Below are 15594 nucleotides of genomic sequence, written 5' to 3' on the forward strand. Positions count from 1 at the left end.
AATCCGGGGAGTGGGAATCCGGGGGCCGGCGGCGTCCCCTCGGGAGCGGGCTCCCCCGGTGCGCCTTCGGGCAGCGGTCCGGGCTCGGCCATCGCGCTGCGCTGCTGCGGCGTGAGGGCGTAGTACTGCGATTTGACCACCGAGATCTGCAGCTGCAGACGGCTCTGCTTGGCCTGCAGCTCGGCGCGCACCGCCGCGGCCTGCTCGGTCGCCGTCTTGGCCTCCTCGGCCGATCTGGCCGACGCCTGCTCGGCCTGATCCGCCCGGTCGCTGGCCGCGCGGTAGCGCTCCAGCTGCACCGACAGGTCGCTGGCCACCACCCGCTGCACGGCGAGCTTGTCGATCAGCTGTTGCGGGGACTCGGCGGTCAGGATAGCGTCCATGCCGCCGACCCGGCCACCCATGTAGGTGGTGGCGGCGAACCGGTTCACCGCCGACCGGTAGGTGGACAGCTGCTCCCTGGCGGCGTCGAGCGCGGCCTGGTCCTCGGCGTGCGCTCGATCCGCGGCCTGCTGTTCGGCGAGCTTCTGGTCGAGGTTGAGTTGGGCGGTGTGCATCGCCTCGGTGGTCTGCTCGGCCTGCCGGGACAGCTCGCTGAGCTTGGCCAACGCGTCATCAGCCGGGTCGGCGTACACGCTGCCGACCACAGTGCCGGTCAGAGCCATCACGCCGGCCACCAGGCCGGCCGCAACGCCGAGAGCAGGACGCCTAAAAGCACGCAGGTTCCACCGCATACGTTCGAGCTTCAAGATTGCATCCTTTAACACTGCCAAGGGGGGACGTGGCCGTGCCGCCGAAACTACGTAAGATCTCGAACAGGTTACGAAATAGCAACGGCGTTGTCCATCGCGAGCCGCAACGTTAACAGCCGGTTTTGTGAAAACTCTAAGGCGACGCGGCGCGAATCAGGCCACTCCCGACCGCCGTCCCCGCGCGCGCTCGCCGCGGATCGGCACCAGCCGCAACCGCGGCGCCATCCCGGCCTCGGCGAGCACGTCGAGGGCCGCCCGCTCGTCCTCGAGCAGTTCGTGGGGCACCCCCAAGAGCACACTGACCACGCAGTCCCTGCAGGCAGGCCCGCGGACCGCGCAGTCGTCACAGTCGATCACCACCGGCTCCGGGGCGGCCCGGTCGGTGTCTTGGCGGTCTGAGGGGTCCGAGACCTGTCTCATGGCGATTCCTCTCCATCGGTTGCCGCACGCTAACCCCGGCCACCGACAGACCCGAGGTGTCGGTGCACTCGCCTACGGTTGCGCGCATGACCGCCGGCGCCGCAGGACAGCTGAGCCTTCTTCAGCTCGAGGCCGAGCTCGACGCCTCACCGGCCGCCCGGGCACTGCGGGATACCACGTTCGTGGTGGTCGACCTGGAGACGACCGGTGCCCGCGCCGCGCCCGGCCCGGACGGCACCGCGGACGCCATCACCGAGATCGGCGCGGTCAAGGTGCGCGGCGGCGTGGTCGAGGGCGAGTTCGCCACCTTGATCAACCCCCGGCGCGGCATTCCACCCCAGATCGTCCGGCTGACCGGTATCACCACCGCGATGGTGCACGACGCACCCACCGTCGAGGCCGTGCTGCCGGCCTTCCTGGAGTTCGCCGGATTCGACCGCGGTTCGGTGCTGGTCGCCCATAACGCCGGGTTCGACGTCGGCTTCCTGACCGCAGCCGCAAAGCGCCACGGAGCGGTCTGGCCGCGTCCGCCGGTGCTGTGCACGGTCCGGCTGGCGCGGCGGGTGCTCAGCCGTGAGGAGGCACCCAGTGTGCGGTTGGCCGAGTTGTCCCGGCTGTTCGCGGTCACCACCACACCCACCCACCGGGCCCTCGACGACGCCCGGGCCACCGTCGACGTACTGCACGCCTTGATCGAGCGGGTCGGCAACCAGCGGGTGCATACCCTCGCCGACCTGCGCGCCTACCTCTCGCACGCGACACCGGCCCAGCGGCGCAAACGCACCCTCGCCGAAGGTCTTCCGCACCGCCCGGGCGTCTACCTGTTCCGCGGGCCATCCGAGGAGGTGCTCTACATCGGCACCGCGACCGACCTGCGCCGCCGGGTCGGCGCGTACTTCAACGGATCGGATCGCCGGCGCCGCATCGCCGAAATGGTGGCCCTGGCCACCGGGATCGACCACGTCGAATGCGCGCACCCGCTGGAGGCGGGCGTGCGCGAGCTGCGCCTGCTGGCCGCGCACGCCCCGCCGTACAACCGCCGGTCCAAGTTTCCCCGGCGGTGGTGGTGGATCACCCTGTCGCAGGAGCCCTTCCCCCGCCTGTCGGTGGTGCGCACACCCCGACACGACCGGGTGATCGGGCCGTTCCGCTCCCGCGCCGACGCCGCCCAGACCGCGGCCCTGCTGGCGCGGTTCACCGGAATCCGAACCTGCACAACACGATTGAGCCGCACCGGCCGGCACACCTGCCCGTCGGCCGAGGTCAGTCCCTGCCCCGCCGCACCCGAGTTGACCGCCGCTCAGTACGCCGAGAACGTCCGGCGGGCGGCCGCGTTGATCGAAGGCACCGACAACAGCGCGCTGCGCGCGGCGGTGCACCAGGTGACCGCGCTGGCCGACCGCGGCCACTACGAGGGCGCCGCGCGGCTACGAGACCACACCGCCACCGCGATCGACGCGCTGTGGCGAAGCCAGCGGGCACGCGCCCTGGCCGCCCTGCCCGAACTGGTGGCGGCCGCCCCGGACGGCGCCGGCGGGTGGCACCTCGCGGTGATCCGCCACGGCCGGCTGGCCGCCGCGGGTTGCGCCCCACGCGGGGTGCCTCCGATGCCCGTCGTCGACGCGATCACGCTGGGCGCCCAGGCGGTGGTGCCCGAGCCGGCGCCGTTGGCCGGCGCCCTGGTCGAGGAGACCGGGCTCATCGCCCGCTGGCTGGCGGCTCCCGGAGTGCGCATCGTGCGCGTCGCGCCCGCCGAGGGTGCGACCGCCGGGTGGGCGTCGCCGCTGGGCTCGGCCGGGCCGTGGACGGCGTGGGCGGCGCTGGCTCGCTCCGCGCGGCTGGCCTCAGAGCTGAGCGCCGAAGCGGACCCAACGAGCGAGCAGCTGTTCGGCCGCACCGCTGTCTATCGCCGTGACAGCGCGCTGCAGCCCGTCCTCCCAGGCCGGCAGCCAGTCAGCGCTGCTGGATAGACCGGCGTGGGCCACCAGTGCCCCGGCGGCGTTGAGCACCACCGCGTCGCGCACCGGGCCCGGGCTTCCGGCCAGCACCGAGCGGGCCTCCTCGGCGTTGGCCGCCGCATCACCGCCGAGCAGCTGGTCCACCTCGGCGCGGGCGAACCCGAACCCGGCGGGGTCGAAGGTCAGCCGGTCGATGGTGCCGGCCTGCACCCGCCAGATCGTGCTGGTCGTGGTCGTGGTGAGTTCGTCGAGGCCGTCGTCGCCGTGCACCACCAGCACGCTGGACCGCCGCGCCGCGAACACCCCGGCCATCACCTCGGCCAGCTCACCGAACGCGCAGCCGATCAGGCCGGCCCGCGGCCGGGCCGGGTTGGTCAGCGGGCCCAACAGGTTGAACACGGTGGGCACGCCGACCTCGCGCCGGGCCGCCGAGGCATGGCGATACGACGGGTGGAACTGCGGCGCGAAGCAGAAGCCGATGCCGACCTCGGCGACGCTGCGCGCCACCTCGTCCGGACCCATGTCGATGCGCACCCCCAGCGCTTCCAGGGTGTCGGCGCCGCCGGACAGCGAGCCCGCCGACCGATTGCCGTGCTTGACCACCGGCACCCCGGCGGCGGCCACCACGATCGCCGCCATCGTGGAGAGGTTCACGGTGTTGGCGCCATCACCGCCGGTGCCCACCACGTCCACGGTGTCGGTGCCGATCTCGTCGGTGGGAACCTTGCGGCCGAAGGCCAGCATGACGTCGGCCAGCTCCCCGACCTCGGCCGCGGTCGGGCCCTTCATCTGCATGGCCACACCGAAGGCCGCGATCTGCGCCGAGGTGGCGCTGCCGGCCATGATCTGCTCCATCGCCCAGGCCGCCTGACCCCGGTGCAGATCGGCACCGGACGTCAGCCCGCCCAGTACCTGCCGCCACTGTGCAATCTGCGCTATCGGCTGCGCCTCACCACCCGGCTCGACCACGCGCCGATCGTCGCATGCGACCCGCACGCCACCCAAGCCGCCCGCAAATCCAGCGCGAACGCGCAGGCAACAGCCCAGCCAACAGCAGTTCCGGCGAATTGCCCGCCCCGGGTGGAGTTCTACAACTACATAGCGTCATACTTGCGGATGTGACGAGCGCTGTGGGGTCCTCGGGTACTGCCATTACGTCGCGTGTGCATTCGCTGAACCGTCCGAACATGGTCAGCGTCGGCACCATCGTGTGGCTTTCCAGTGAGTTGATGTTCTTTGCCGGGCTTTTCGCGATGTATTTCACGGCCCGCGCCCAGTCTGGCGGCGACTGGCCGCCGCCGCCAACGGAGCTGAACCTCGCCCTGGCGGTCCCGGTGACGCTGGTGCTGATCGCATCGTCGTTCACCTGCCAGATGGGCGTTTTCGCCGCCGAGCGCGGCGACGTGTTCGGGCTGCGCCGGTGGTACTTCCTGACCTTCCTGATGGGTCTGTTCTTCGTCTGCGGCCAGGGCTACGAGTACTCCCACCTGGTCGAGCACGGCACCACCATCCCGTCGAGCTCCTACGGCACCGTGTTCTACCTGACCACCGGGTTCCACGGCCTGCACGTCATCGGTGGGTTGGTCGCCTTCATCTTCTTGATGCTGCGCACCACGATGAGCAAGTTCACCCCGGCCCAGGCCACCGCCTCGATCGTCGTGTCCTACTACTGGCACTTCGTCGACATCGTCTGGATCGCGCTGTTCGCCACGATCTACTTCATCCGATGAGCAACCGCCCGATGAACAGGAGTGTCCGGTTGAAGACCACGAAGAAGTGGGCCCGACCTCGCCACAACGAATCGGTCGCCCGGCGGCGGCTGCGGCGTCGGTTGTCCGGCGGGCTGCTGCTGCTGGTCGCCCTGGCCATGGCCGGCGGGCTGGCGGCACTGCTGACGCCGACCCCGCAGGTGGCGGTCGCCGACGAGTCCGCCTCGGCCCTGCTGCGCACCGGCAAGCAGCTGTTCGACACCTCCTGTGTGAGCTGCCACGGCGCCAACCTGCAGGGCGAGCCCGGCCGCGGACCGAGCCTGATCGGTGTCGGCGAGGCCGCGGTGTACTTCCAGGTCTCCACCGGGCGGATGCCCGCGGCACGCGGTGAGGCCCAGGCGCCCCGCAAGTACCCGGTGTTCGACGACAAGCAGATCGACGCCCTCGGCGCCTACGTGCAGGCCCACGGTGGCGGCCCCACCGTGGTACGCAACGCCGACGGCAGCATCGCGCAGGCCTCGCTGCGCGGTGACGACCTGGGCCGTGGCGGTGATCTGTTCCGGCTCAACTGCGCGTCCTGCCACAACTTCACCGGGCGCGGCGGTGCGTTGTCCTCGGGCAAGTACGCCCCCGACCTGGCACCGGCCAACGAGCAGCAGATCCTGACCGCGATGCTGTCCGGCCCGCAGAACATGCCGCGCTTCTCCGACCGGCAGATCTCCATGGAGGAGAAGAAGGACATCATCGCCTACGTCAGATCCGTTACCGAGGAACATGATCCGGGCGGTTACGGGCTTGGTGGCTTCGGCCCGGCGCCGGAGGGCATGGTGATGTGGATTATCGGGATGGTCGCTGCCATCGGCGCGGCATTGTGGATCGGGGCACGCGCATGACCGATGTCAACAAGGACACAACCGTTCCCGACGAGGCCCAGCTGGCCACGATGAACAACGACGAGCTGCTCGCTCTCGGTGGCCGCCTCGACGGCGTGGAGACGATCTTCAAGGAGCCGCGCTGGCAGGTCGAAGGCACCCGGGCCGAGAAGCGGGCCGAGCGCAGTGTCGCCGGCTGGTTCCTGGCCGCCGGTGGTTTCGGGCTCGCCCTGCTGCTTGTCTTTCTGTTCTGGCCGTGGGAATACGCGCCGGTGGAATCCCCGGACGGGTTCGCCTACTCGTTGGCCACTCCCCTGTACGGACTGACCTTCGGGCTCTCGGTGCTCTTGATCGGCATCGGCGCCGTGATGTTCGTCAAGAAGTTCATCCCCGAAGAGATCACCATTCAGGAGCGTCACGACGGCAGTTCCTCTGAGCTGGACCGCAAGACGGTGGCAGCGCAGCTGACCGACGCCTTCGAGGGCTCGACGATCGGGCGGCGCAAGCTGCTCGGCGCGTCGTTGGGCGTCGGGTTCGGCGCCTTCGGGCTGGGCACCCTGGTCGCCGGGGCCGGCGGCCTCATCAAGAACCCGTGGAAGCCGGTGGTGGACACCGCCGAGGGCAAGAAGGCCGTGCTGTGGACCTCCGGGTGGACCCCGCGCTACCCCGGCGAGACCATCTACCTGGCTCGGGCGACCGGCCACTCCACCAACTCCCCGTTCGTCAAGATGCGTCCCGAGGACCTCGACGCCGGCGGCATGGAGACCGTCTTCCCGTGGCGCGAATCCGACGGTGACGGCACCACCGAGGAATCCCGCGAGAAGCTCAACGAGATCATGATGGGCGTCCGCAACCCGGTGATGCTGATCCGCATCCGCCCCGACGACATGCCCAGGGTGGTCAAACGAGCGGGCCAGGAGAGCTTCAACTTCGGCGACTTCTTCGCCTACACGAAGATCTGCTCGCACCTGGGCTGCCCGTCATCGCTGTTCGAGCAGCAGACCTACCGGATTCTGTGCCCGTGCCACCAGTCGCAGTTCGACGCACTGCACTTCGCCAAGCCGGTCTTCGGCCCGGCGGCCCGCGCACTGGCACAGCTGCCGATCACCATTGACGCCAACGGGCATCTGGTCGCCAACGGCGACTTCGTCGAACCTGTCGGACCGGCCTTCTGGGAGCGCACCTCATGAGCCCTGCAATCGGCGACCTGCTCGCCCGCCAAGCAGACGACATCGACACCCGCTACCACCCGGCGGCCGCGCTGCGCCGCCAGTTCAACAAGGTCTTCCCGACGCACTGGTCGTTCCTGCTCGGTGAGATCGCGCTGTACAGCTTCATCATCCTGCTGCTGTCCGGCGTCTACCTGACCCTGTTCTTCGACCCGTCGATGGCCGAAGTCGTCTACCACGGCGTCTATCAGCCGCTCAACGGCGTGCAGATGTCGCGGGCCTACGAGTCCGCGCTGAACATCTCCTTCGAGGTCCGCGGCGGGCTGTTCGTCCGGCAGCTGCACCACTGGGCGGCATTGATGTTCGCCGCGTCGATCATGGTGCACCTGGCCCGCATCTTCTTCACCGGCGCGTTCCGCCGGCCGCGCGAGGCGAACTGGGTGATCGGGTCACTGCTGCTGATCCTGGCCATGTTCGAGGGCTACTTCGGCTACTCACTGCCCGACGACCTGCTCTCCGGTATCGGCCTGCGTGCCGCGCTGTCGTCGATCACGCTGGGTATGCCGGTGATCGGCACCTGGTTGCACTGGGCGCTGTTCGGCGGCGACTTCCCCGGCACCATCTTGATCCCGCGGCTCTACGCACTGCACATCCTGTTGATCCCGGGCATCATCCTGGCCCTGATCGGCGTGCACCTGGCGCTGGTGTGGTTCCAGAAGCACACCCAGTTCCCCGGGCCCGGGCGCACCGAGAGCAACGTCGTCGGTGTGCGCGTGCTGCCGGTTTTCGCGATCAAGTCCGGCGCGTTCTTCGCGATGATCACCGGCATCCTCGGCCTGATGGGCGGCCTGCTGCAGATCAACGCGATCTGGAACCTGGGCCCCTACCGGCCTTCTCAGGTGTCGGCGGGCAGCCAGCCGGACTTCTACATGATGTGGACCGAGGGGCTGGCCCGCTTGTGGCCGGCGTGGGAGTTCTACTTCCTGGGCCACACCGTGCCCGGCCCGGTCGGTGTCGCGCTGATCATGGGTGCGGTCTTCATCCTGCTGATGATCTACCCGTTCCTGGAGAAGCGGTTCACCGGTGACTATGCGCACCACAACCTGTTGCAGCGCCCCCGGGATGCACCGGTCCGCACCGCGATCGGCGCCATGGCGATCAGCTTCTACATGGTGCTGACCCTGGCCGCGATGAACGACATCATCGCGTGGAAGTTCCACATCTCGCTGAACGCGACGACCTGGATCGGCCGCATCGGGATGGTGGTACTGCCGCCGCTGATCTTCTTCGCCACCTACCGGTGGTGCATCGGACTGCAGCGCAGTGACCGAGAGGTGCTCGAGCACGGCATCGAAACCGGCATCATCAAGCGGCTTCCGCACGGTGCCTACATCGAGCTGCACCAGCCGCTGGGACCGGTTGACGAGCACGGCCACCCGATCCCGCTGGAATACGCCGGTGCGGCGCTGCCCAAGAAGATGAACAAGCTCGGCTCGGCCGGCTCCCCCGGTCGGGGCAGCTTCCTGACCGCCGACCCGGCCTCCGAGGACGCCGCACTCAACGAGGCCGCGCATGCCAGCGAACGGCGTGCGCTGACCGCGCTGGCCGAGCGTCAGGAAACCAACGGCGACGGCCAGCACTAGGAGGCCGCAGCCTACGGGCAGCCTGCGCGCATTACTGCGCGGGCTGCCCGTTTTGTTCTGTGCCGCACCGGAATTCGATCCGGCGCAGGCCCCGGCCGATCCCGTCGCGCTCTTCGTCGAGTGGCTGTTGCATGCCATCGACGCCGGTGTCACCGAACCCCATGCGATGACGGTGTCCACCGTGTCCGGCTCGCGGCCGTCGGCCCGGGTACTGATCCTCAAGGGCTCGACAGCGCCGGTTGGCATTTCGCGGTCAGTTCGGTGAGCCGCAAGGGCGCCGAACTCGCGCGCAATCCGGCTGTGGCGCTGACGTTTTACTGGCCCGACGTGGGTCGCCAGGTCCGGATCGAGGGCATCGCGCTGGCCGATCCGCCCCAAGTGACCGCCGAGGACTTCCTGGCCCGGTCCCCGGGCGCCCCGCACGATGGCGCTGACCGGCCGCCAGAGCCAGCCCTACCGCGACCCCGCGGAGGTCGCCGAAGCGTTGGCCAAGGCCCGCCTGGAACTCGAGCGGTCCCCCACCCTGGTCCCCGCCGACTGGGTGTCATATGCGGTGCGGGCCGACACGGTCGAATTCTGGCAGTCGGACCCGGACCGCCGGCATCGCAGGCTGCGTTACGAACGCGACGGCGAGGCGTGGTCCGCGACTCTGCTGTGGCCGTAGCGGGACCTCAGCCGAAGCGGGACGGCAGTTCCAGCACCTCGCCCAGGCGGCGCAGGTACAGCCACGGGATCACCGGCATGGCCACGGTGATCACCCCGGCCAGCCCGTAGCAGACCCACGAGCCGGTGTCCTTGCCGACCGCCATCAGATAGGTCGCGGCCGCGACGAAGCTCAGCGCACCACCGACGGCGCTGGCCAGTACGGTGACGCCGCGCAGCAGCACCCGGTCCACCTGGGCCTGGTTGGGTAGCACGGGGCGCTCGGTGGCCGACCGCCGACCGGGAGCGTCGAACCCGCGTTGCGGCAGCGGCGCACCGGGCCGAGCCGGCGCGCCCGCCTGCGGGGCCAGGACGGCCGGCCGCGCGGGCGCGGCGGATTGGCGGGCACGCAGCAGAATCGGGATGGCAGCCAGGATGACCAGTGCGGAGACGCCGATGATGATGTACAGCAGGCCGGTGTGCGAATTCTCCGCCGGCTGGTGAAAACCCCGGCCGAGGTCGACCAGCGCGACCATCGCCGCCACACCCAGACCCAACAGTGTCAGCCAGATCGCCGCGCAGACACCGAGCAGCACCCGGTCCACCACCTCCGGGGACTGCCCGGGGTGGACGAAACGGTCAGCGACGTTTCTGCCGGACATCAGCAGCTCGTCGCCGGTGCGTCGTTGCTGTTGGATGACAGCACTCTACCGTCACTGCTGGTGATCGAGCAGTTGAGCTTGCTCAGCCGCAGCATGCTGGACGCCTCCACCGAACCGATCTCCGACTGGGAGATCGGCGTCAATGTCAGCGACCACGGGATGTAGGCGTTGCGTTGCGTCCGGCGTTGCCCGGAGGCGTCGACGTAGGTGATGGTGATCTGATCGAACGGCGCCTTGGTGCCGGTGACCGAATACGTCACCTGCATCGGCTTGGCCTGGGTGGTCGTGGTGGGCTCCGTTGTCGCAGTGGATGGTTCGGGAGACGGCGCCTCGGCCGGCGGCGGAGGCGGAGGCGGTGATTCCTCGCTGGACGGCGGCGGAGGCGGCGGCTCCTCGGGAGACGGCGGAGGAGGCGGCGGCAGCGCGATGGTGGTCGGAGGCGGGCTGCTGGTCTTGGTGATCTCGTCCTGCACCGGTGGCTGCGAGACGGTGGTACTCGTCGTGGCAGGTGTCGCCAGATCGTGAGTCTCGGTGCGGGCGAACAGCAGTGCCACCGAGACCACCAGGGAGATCGCCGCGATGATCACCGTGACACCGACCACCCAGGGCCAACGCGGCGTCTTGGCGTGCGGATCCGGCTCGTCGGGCGTGTCGAAGTTGTCGTAGTCGTACAGGCGGGGGTCCACCGGCACGTAGGGCCCGCTCAAGAACTGCTCGGACTCGGGGGCCGAATAGGCCTGCGAGTACGCGGTGTTGTCCGGAGTCCCGGCGGGGGTGGCCGGGGCTACCTCGTCGATCGGCGGGATATCCCGGTCACCGGCTGCACCGGGGACCGTTTCCGAGACCGGCTGACCGTTGCCGGGGTCCTCGTCTCCAGAGCCCGCCTCCGGGGGATTCGGCCCGCTCATTCCCGCCTATCCTGTTCCAACCGCAGCGCTCCCGCGCGCCACACCCACCGCGGTCCGATAACTACCGCCGTTGGTCATTGTGCACCGGCAACCCTACCCAAGCGGGCTGACACGACGGTCCCGACGGACCGGCTCAGTGTTTCTCGGGGCCGATGTAGTACTCGAAGACCAGCCCGGCCACGCTCGACAACACGAACGCCACCCCGGCCGCGATCAGCCACGGAAGCCACAACGCGACTCCGACGGCGGCGACCGATCCCGACAGCGCGATCAGGATCGGCCACCAGCTGTGCGGGCTGAAGAAGCCCAGTTCGCCGGCGCCGTCACTGATTTCGGCCGCCTCGTAGTCCTCGGGGCGGGTGTCCAGCCGGCGTGCCACGAACCGGAAGAAGGTGGCCACGATCAGGGCCATCACCCCGGTCAGGACCAGCGCCGTGGTGCCGGCCCACTCGACCCCACCGGTGGCGAACAGTGTCGTCAGTACGGCGTAGATCACCCCGACCACCACGAAGAAGGTGGCCACGAACTCGAACAGCCTGGATTCGATGCGCATGAGGTTGTGTCCCTACTTGTTGCTGGCTTGGGGGGCTAGCAGTCCGCGGCGGCTATCGAACGGGCGCGTGGTGGTGGCCAGCGGCTCCTGCTTGATCGCCTCCAGCGCCTCGGCGTTGCTCTTGCCGGCAATGCGCTGGTCGAGGTACGCCTTGAAGTCGTTGGGCGAGACCACCCGGACTTCGAAGTTCATCATGGCGTGGTAGGTGCCGCACATCTCGGCGCAGTGCCCGACGAACGCCCCTTCCTTGGTGATCTCGGCGACCTGGAAGGTGTTCACCTGGTTGTTGCGTTCGGGCCAGGCGATGACGTCCCGCTTGAACAGGAACTCCGGCACCCAGAAGGAGTGGATGACGTCGGCGGAGTTCAACACGAACTCGATGCGCTTGCCGCTGGGCACCACCAGCACCGGGATCTCGTCGGTGGTGCCGAGCGTCTCGATCTTGTCGAAGTTCAGGTAGGTCCGGTCGTCGGTGTTGAGTCCGCGGACCGGTCCGACCAGCTCCTCGCCGTGCTTGTCGACGCCTTCGGGCTTGGAGGCCATCGCCTCTTTGCGCTTCGGCTCGGCGCCTTCGTAGCTCAGCGTGCCGTCGTGGAAGTCGACCTTCTGGTAGCCGAACTTCCAGTTCCACTGGAATGCGGTGACGTCGACGACCACCTCGGGGTCGGGTTCGTGGTGCAGCATCTTCTCCTGCACCACCACGGTGAAGTAGAAGATCACCGCGATCGCCAGGAACGGCAGGACGGTGAGCCCGAGCTCCAGGGGCATGTTGTAGCCGAACTGACGCGGCAGCTCGGTGTCGGTCGCCTTCTTGCGGTGGAAGATCGCCGCCCAGAAGATCATTCCCCAGACGATCCCGCCGATCGCGACCGAGGCGATCACCATGCCGATCCACAGCTTGTAGTTGGCCTCGGCTTCCGGGGTGATGCCCTTGGGCCAGCCGAAGCCGACCACGTCGGTCCAGTCGTAGCTGCAGCCGCTGAGCGTCACCGTCAGCAGGCCGAGCACGCCGGCCCCCGCCAGCGGTCGAAGCAGACGGCTAAGCACAACGCCCTGCCCGCGACGTGTCACGTTGGTGCCTCCTCGAGTCACAGACCGGGCCGGCGCGAACCGGCGGAGCAGTCGAATACTACGCAGCGTAGACCACCCGGATCACCCTGGTTCGCGTGACCTGCCGGTTGGCCGGTCCCGGTGCGTTGCCGCTAGTCCGGCCGTTCCGCCGCCTACCAGCCCTGCGCAGGCCCAGGCCGATGCCGGTGCGGCATACTGGGACCCGATGTGTGGACTGCTGGCCTTCGTGTGTGCCCCGGCCGGCACCGCCGACCTCCCCGCGATAGCCGCCAGGGTCGAACGCGCGGCGCACCTGATGCGCCATCGGGGGCCCGACGAACTGGGCACCTGGACCGGCGACGGTGTGGCCCTCGGGTTCAACCGGCTGTCGATCATCGACATCGAACACTCCCATCAGCCGCTGCGCTGGGGGCCGCCCGACCAGCCGGACCGCTACGTGCTGGTGTTCAACGGCGAGATCTACAACTACCTCGAACTGCGCGAGGAACTGGCGGCCTCGCACGGCGCGGTCTTCCACACCGACGGCGACGGGGAGGCGATCGTCGCCGGGTACCACCACTGGGGCGCCGAGGTGCTGCCGCGACTGCGCGGCATGTTCGCTTTCGCGATATGGGACACGCTGCGCGGTGAGCTGTTCTGCGCACGCGATCCGTTCGGGATCAAGCCGCTGTTCATGGCGACCGGGCCCGGCGGCACGGCGGTGGGCAGCGAGAAGAAGTCGCTGCTGGACATGGCCGACCTGGTGGGTTTTGACGCCGGGGACGACGGCATCGACATGCGCGCCCTGCAGCACTACACGGTGCTGCAGTACGTGCCCGAACCCGAGACACTGCACCGCGGGGTGCGCCGGCTGGAGTCGGGCTGCTGGGCGCGGATCAGCCGGGACCGGTCGGTCCCGGAGATCACCCGCTACTTCACGCCGCGATTCGACGCCACCCCGATCACCCGCGACACCGAGCAGGCGCGCTACGACGAGATCACCGCGGTGCTCGAGGACTCGGTGGCCAAGCACATGCGCGCCGACGTCACCGTCGGCGCGTTCCTGTCCGGTGGGATCGACTCCACCGCGATCGCCGCGCTGGCGATGCGCCACAACCCGAACCTGATCACCTTTACCACCGGGTTCGAGCGGGAGGGCTTCTCCGAGGTCGACGTGGCCGCCGCGTCCGCGGAGGCGATCGGTGCCCGTCATGTGGTCAAGGTGGTCAGCCCGGCCGAGTTCATCGCCGCCCTGCCCGAGATCGTCTGGTACCTCGACGACCCGGTCGCCGACCCGGCCCTGGTCCCGCTGTACTTCATCGCCCGCGAAGCCCGCAAGCACGTCAAAGTGGTGCTCTCCGGGGAAGGCGCCGACGAGTTGTTCGGCGGCTACACGATCTACCGCGAGCCGTTGTCGCTGCGGCCGTTCAATTACCTGCCCGCACCGGTGCGCCGGTCGATGGGCAAGGTGTCGCGGCCGCTTCCGGACGGAATGCGCGGGAAAAGCCTGCTGCACCGCGGGTCGCTGACGCTGGAGGAACGCTACTACGGCAATGCGCGCAGCTTCTCCGACGAGCAACTGCGGGCGGTGCTGCCCGGCTTCTCCCCCGACTGGACCCACACCGACGTCACCGCGCCGGTCTATGCCGAGTCGGCCGGCTGGGACCCGGTGGCCCGCATGCAGCACATCGACCTGTTCACCTGGTTGCGCGGCGACATCCTGGTCAAGGCGGACAAGATGACGATGGCCAACTCGCTGGAACTACGGGTGCCGTTCCTGGACCCGGAGGTGTTCGCGGTGGCGTCGCGGCTGCCGGTGTCGGGCAAGATCACCCGCACCACCACCAAATACGCGCTGCGGCGTGCGCTGGAGCCGATCATTCCCGGGCACGTGCTGCACCGGCCCAAGCTCGGCTTCCCGGTGCCGTTGCGGCACTGGCTGCGCGCCGGTGAGCTGGTGGAGTGGGCGTACGCCACGGTGGCGGCCACCGCTACAGGACACCTGATCGACGTCGCCGCGGTGCGCGCGATGCTCGACGAGCACCGCGCCGGCACCGCCGATCACAGCCGCCGGCTGTGGACGATGCTGATCTTCATGCTCTGGCACGCGATCTTCGTCGAGCAGTCCGTCGTGCCCGCCATCAGCGAGCCGGCCTACCCCGTCCAGCTCTAACGCCAACAGACACAGAATCGCACTGCGGGAACCCCGCGAGTGCGATTCTGTGTCTGTTCGCCGGGTTATTTGAGCGCGGCGCCGATCTCGGCGGCGGCGGCGTCACCGTAGGCGTCGGCCAGCCGGCCGACCGCGGCGTTGCGATCCCACGACCACTCCTGCGTTCCGGTGGACTCCAACACCAGCACCGCGACCAGCGAACCGAGCTGCGCGGACCGCTCCAGACCCAGCCCGGCGCTGCGTCCGGTGAGGAAACCGGCCCGGAAGGCGTCACCGACTCCGGTCGGGTCGGCCTGCGCCTTCTCCGGGACCACGCCGACGTGGACGCGCGAGCCGTCCGGGTGGACGATGTCGACACCGTTGGCGCCCAGGGTGGTCACCCGCAACCCGACCTGCTTCATCACGTCGGCCTCGGTCCAGCCGGTCTTGGACAGCAGCAGGTCCCACTCGTAGTCGTTGGTGAACAGGTAGGCCGCACCGTCGATGAGCCGGCGGATCTCCTCGCCGGTCAGCCGGGCCAGCTGCTGTGAGGGGTCGGCGGCGAAGGCCAGGCCGAGTTTGCGGCACTCCTCGGTGTGCAGGAACATCGCCTCGGGGTCGTTGGCCCCGATGATCACCAGTTCGGGGTTCCCGACGCTGCGCACCACGTCGGCCAGCGAGATGTTGCGGGCCTCGGACATGGCGCCCGGATAGAACGAGGCGATCTGGGCCATGTCGATGTCGGTGGTGCAGGTGAACCGCGCCGTGTGCGACGTGGTGGAGACCAGCACGTTGTCGCAGTTGACACCGTGCGACACCAGCCAGTTGCGGTAGTCGGCGAAGTCGTCGCCGGCCGCGCCGACCAGCGCGGCGTCACCGCCGAGTACGCCGATCGCGTAGGCGATGTTGCCCGCCACCCCGCCGCGGTGCACCACCAGGTCCTCGACCAGGAAGCTCAGCGAGACCTTCTGCAGGTGATCGGCCAGCAACTGTTCGGAGAACCGACCCGGAAAGCGCATCAGATGGTCGGTCGCGATCGAACCGGTCACCGCAATCGTCACTGACTATCCCCCTCGTGTGTTCAACGTGGACCTCGATGTGGGT

At 69.0% G+C, this 15594-nt stretch carries 13 protein-coding genes and 3 pseudogenes; 7 read left to right on the top strand and 9 right to left on the bottom strand.

All coding sequences use genetic code 11. The features are described from left to right. Both BST28_RS13005 and BST28_RS13010 read right to left on the bottom strand, forming a co-directional pair. A pseudogene (locus tag BST28_RS13005) lies at nucleotides 1-734 on the bottom strand (peptidoglycan hydrolase RipC); the annotation flags it as partial. A gap of 171 nt (nucleotides 735-905) precedes the next feature. Beyond that, complete coding sequence (locus tag BST28_RS13010; protein ID WP_083081299.1) at nucleotides 906-1172, bottom strand: hypothetical protein; 267 nt, start codon at nucleotides 1170-1172, stop codon at nucleotides 906-908. Nucleotides 1173-1258: 86 nt separating this feature from the next. On the opposite strand from BST28_RS13010, the pseudogene BST28_RS13015 reads away from it, so the two are divergent. Further along, a pseudogene (locus BST28_RS13015) lies at nucleotides 1259-3079 on the top strand (DEDD exonuclease domain-containing protein); the annotation flags it as partial. On the opposite strand, the gene trpD reads toward BST28_RS13015, so the two are convergent. Further along, nucleotides 3017-4099 (bottom strand): anthranilate phosphoribosyltransferase, encoded by a 1083-nt coding sequence (trpD, locus tag BST28_RS24760; RefSeq protein ID WP_019736767.1) that lies wholly within the window; start codon nucleotides 4097-4099, stop codon nucleotides 3017-3019. The pseudogene BST28_RS13015 and the gene trpD overlap by 63 nt on opposite strands. A 149-nt stretch (nucleotides 4100-4248) precedes the next feature. Here trpD and ctaE point away from each other — a divergent pair, with 149 nt between their 5' ends. The 4 genes from ctaE to qcrB are packed head-to-tail and all read left to right on the top strand — an operon-like array spanning nucleotide 4249 to nucleotide 8523. Next, nucleotides 4249-4860 (top strand): aa3-type cytochrome oxidase subunit III, encoded by a 612-nt coding sequence (ctaE, locus tag BST28_RS13025; protein ID WP_029249145.1) that lies wholly within the window; start codon nucleotides 4249-4251, stop codon nucleotides 4858-4860. An 11-nt stretch (nucleotides 4861-4871) separates the two neighbouring features. Next, nucleotides 4872-5732: a cytochrome bc1 complex diheme cytochrome c subunit gene (qcrC, locus tag BST28_RS13030; RefSeq protein ID WP_052312246.1), complete on the top strand. Its 861-nt coding sequence runs from the start codon at nucleotides 4872-4874 to the stop codon at nucleotides 5730-5732. Continuing rightward, nucleotides 5729-6901, top strand: coding sequence for a cytochrome bc1 complex Rieske iron-sulfur subunit (qcrA, locus tag BST28_RS13035; RefSeq protein WP_019736764.1), 1173 nt, complete (start codon nucleotides 5729-5731; stop codon nucleotides 6899-6901). Before qcrC ends, qcrA begins: the two co-directional genes overlap by 4 nt. Continuing rightward, on the top strand, nucleotides 6898-8523 hold the full coding sequence (gene qcrB, locus BST28_RS13040; RefSeq protein ID WP_019736763.1) for a cytochrome bc1 complex cytochrome b subunit: 1626 nt from the start codon (nucleotides 6898-6900) through the stop codon (nucleotides 8521-8523). The genes qcrA and qcrB overlap by 4 nt, the downstream gene beginning before the upstream one ends. A 31-nt stretch (nucleotides 8524-8554) precedes the next feature. Here the strand turns inward: qcrB and BST28_RS25100 are convergent, their stop codons facing one another. Next, entirely contained in the window at nucleotides 8555-8686 is a 132-nt protein-coding gene (locus BST28_RS25100) for a hypothetical protein (protein WP_272937536.1), read from the bottom strand. Here BST28_RS25100 and BST28_RS25200 point away from each other — a divergent pair. Then, nucleotides 8648-9187, top strand: a pseudogene (locus BST28_RS25200) (pyridoxine/pyridoxamine 5'-phosphate oxidase). The gene BST28_RS25100 and the pseudogene BST28_RS25200 sit on opposite strands and share 39 nt — an antisense overlap. A 7-nt stretch (nucleotides 9188-9194) precedes the next feature. Here the strand turns inward: BST28_RS25200 and BST28_RS13050 are convergent. From BST28_RS13050 to ctaC, 4 genes are all read right to left on the bottom strand, one after another. Continuing rightward, the gene (locus BST28_RS13050; RefSeq protein ID WP_065289294.1) at nucleotides 9195-9827 is read right to left on the bottom strand and encodes a DUF2561 family protein; all 633 of its coding nucleotides are present in this window, start codon (nucleotides 9825-9827) and stop codon (nucleotides 9195-9197) included. Next, on the bottom strand, nucleotides 9827-10735 hold the full coding sequence (locus tag BST28_RS13055) for an MmpS family transport accessory protein (RefSeq protein ID WP_083081303.1): 909 nt from the start codon (nucleotides 10733-10735) through the stop codon (nucleotides 9827-9829). Before BST28_RS13055 ends, BST28_RS13050 begins: the two co-directional genes overlap by 1 nt. 133 nt (nucleotides 10736-10868) lie before the next feature. Beyond that, nucleotides 10869-11288, bottom strand: a complete 420-nt coding sequence (ctaF, locus tag BST28_RS13060) for a cytochrome c oxidase subunit 4 (protein ID WP_019737134.1) — start codon at nucleotides 11286-11288, stop codon at nucleotides 10869-10871. Nucleotides 11289-11300: 12 nt separating this feature from the next. Continuing rightward, a complete protein-coding gene (gene ctaC, locus BST28_RS13065; RefSeq protein WP_083081305.1) occupies nucleotides 11301-12359 on the bottom strand; it encodes an aa3-type cytochrome oxidase subunit II in 1059 nt (352 codons plus the stop codon). A 205-nt stretch (nucleotides 12360-12564) separates the two neighbouring features. On the opposite strand from ctaC, the gene asnB reads away from it, so the two are divergent. After that, nucleotides 12565-14511, top strand: a complete 1947-nt coding sequence (asnB, locus tag BST28_RS13070) for an asparagine synthase (glutamine-hydrolyzing) (protein WP_083081307.1) — start codon at nucleotides 12565-12567, stop codon at nucleotides 14509-14511. A gap of 65 nt (nucleotides 14512-14576) precedes the next feature. Here the strand turns inward: asnB and BST28_RS13075 are convergent, their stop codons facing one another. Continuing rightward, nucleotides 14577-15551 carry a carbohydrate kinase family protein gene (locus BST28_RS13075; protein WP_019737137.1) on the bottom strand — a complete coding sequence of 325 codons (975 nt, stop codon included), beginning with the start codon at nucleotides 15549-15551 and terminating at the stop codon, nucleotides 14577-14579. Nucleotides 15552-15594 lie beyond the last annotated feature (43 nt).

This window comes from Mycolicibacter kumamotonensis (assembly GCF_002086285.1).
Lineage (GTDB): Bacteria > Actinomycetota > Actinomycetes > Mycobacteriales > Mycobacteriaceae > Mycobacterium > Mycobacterium kumamotonense.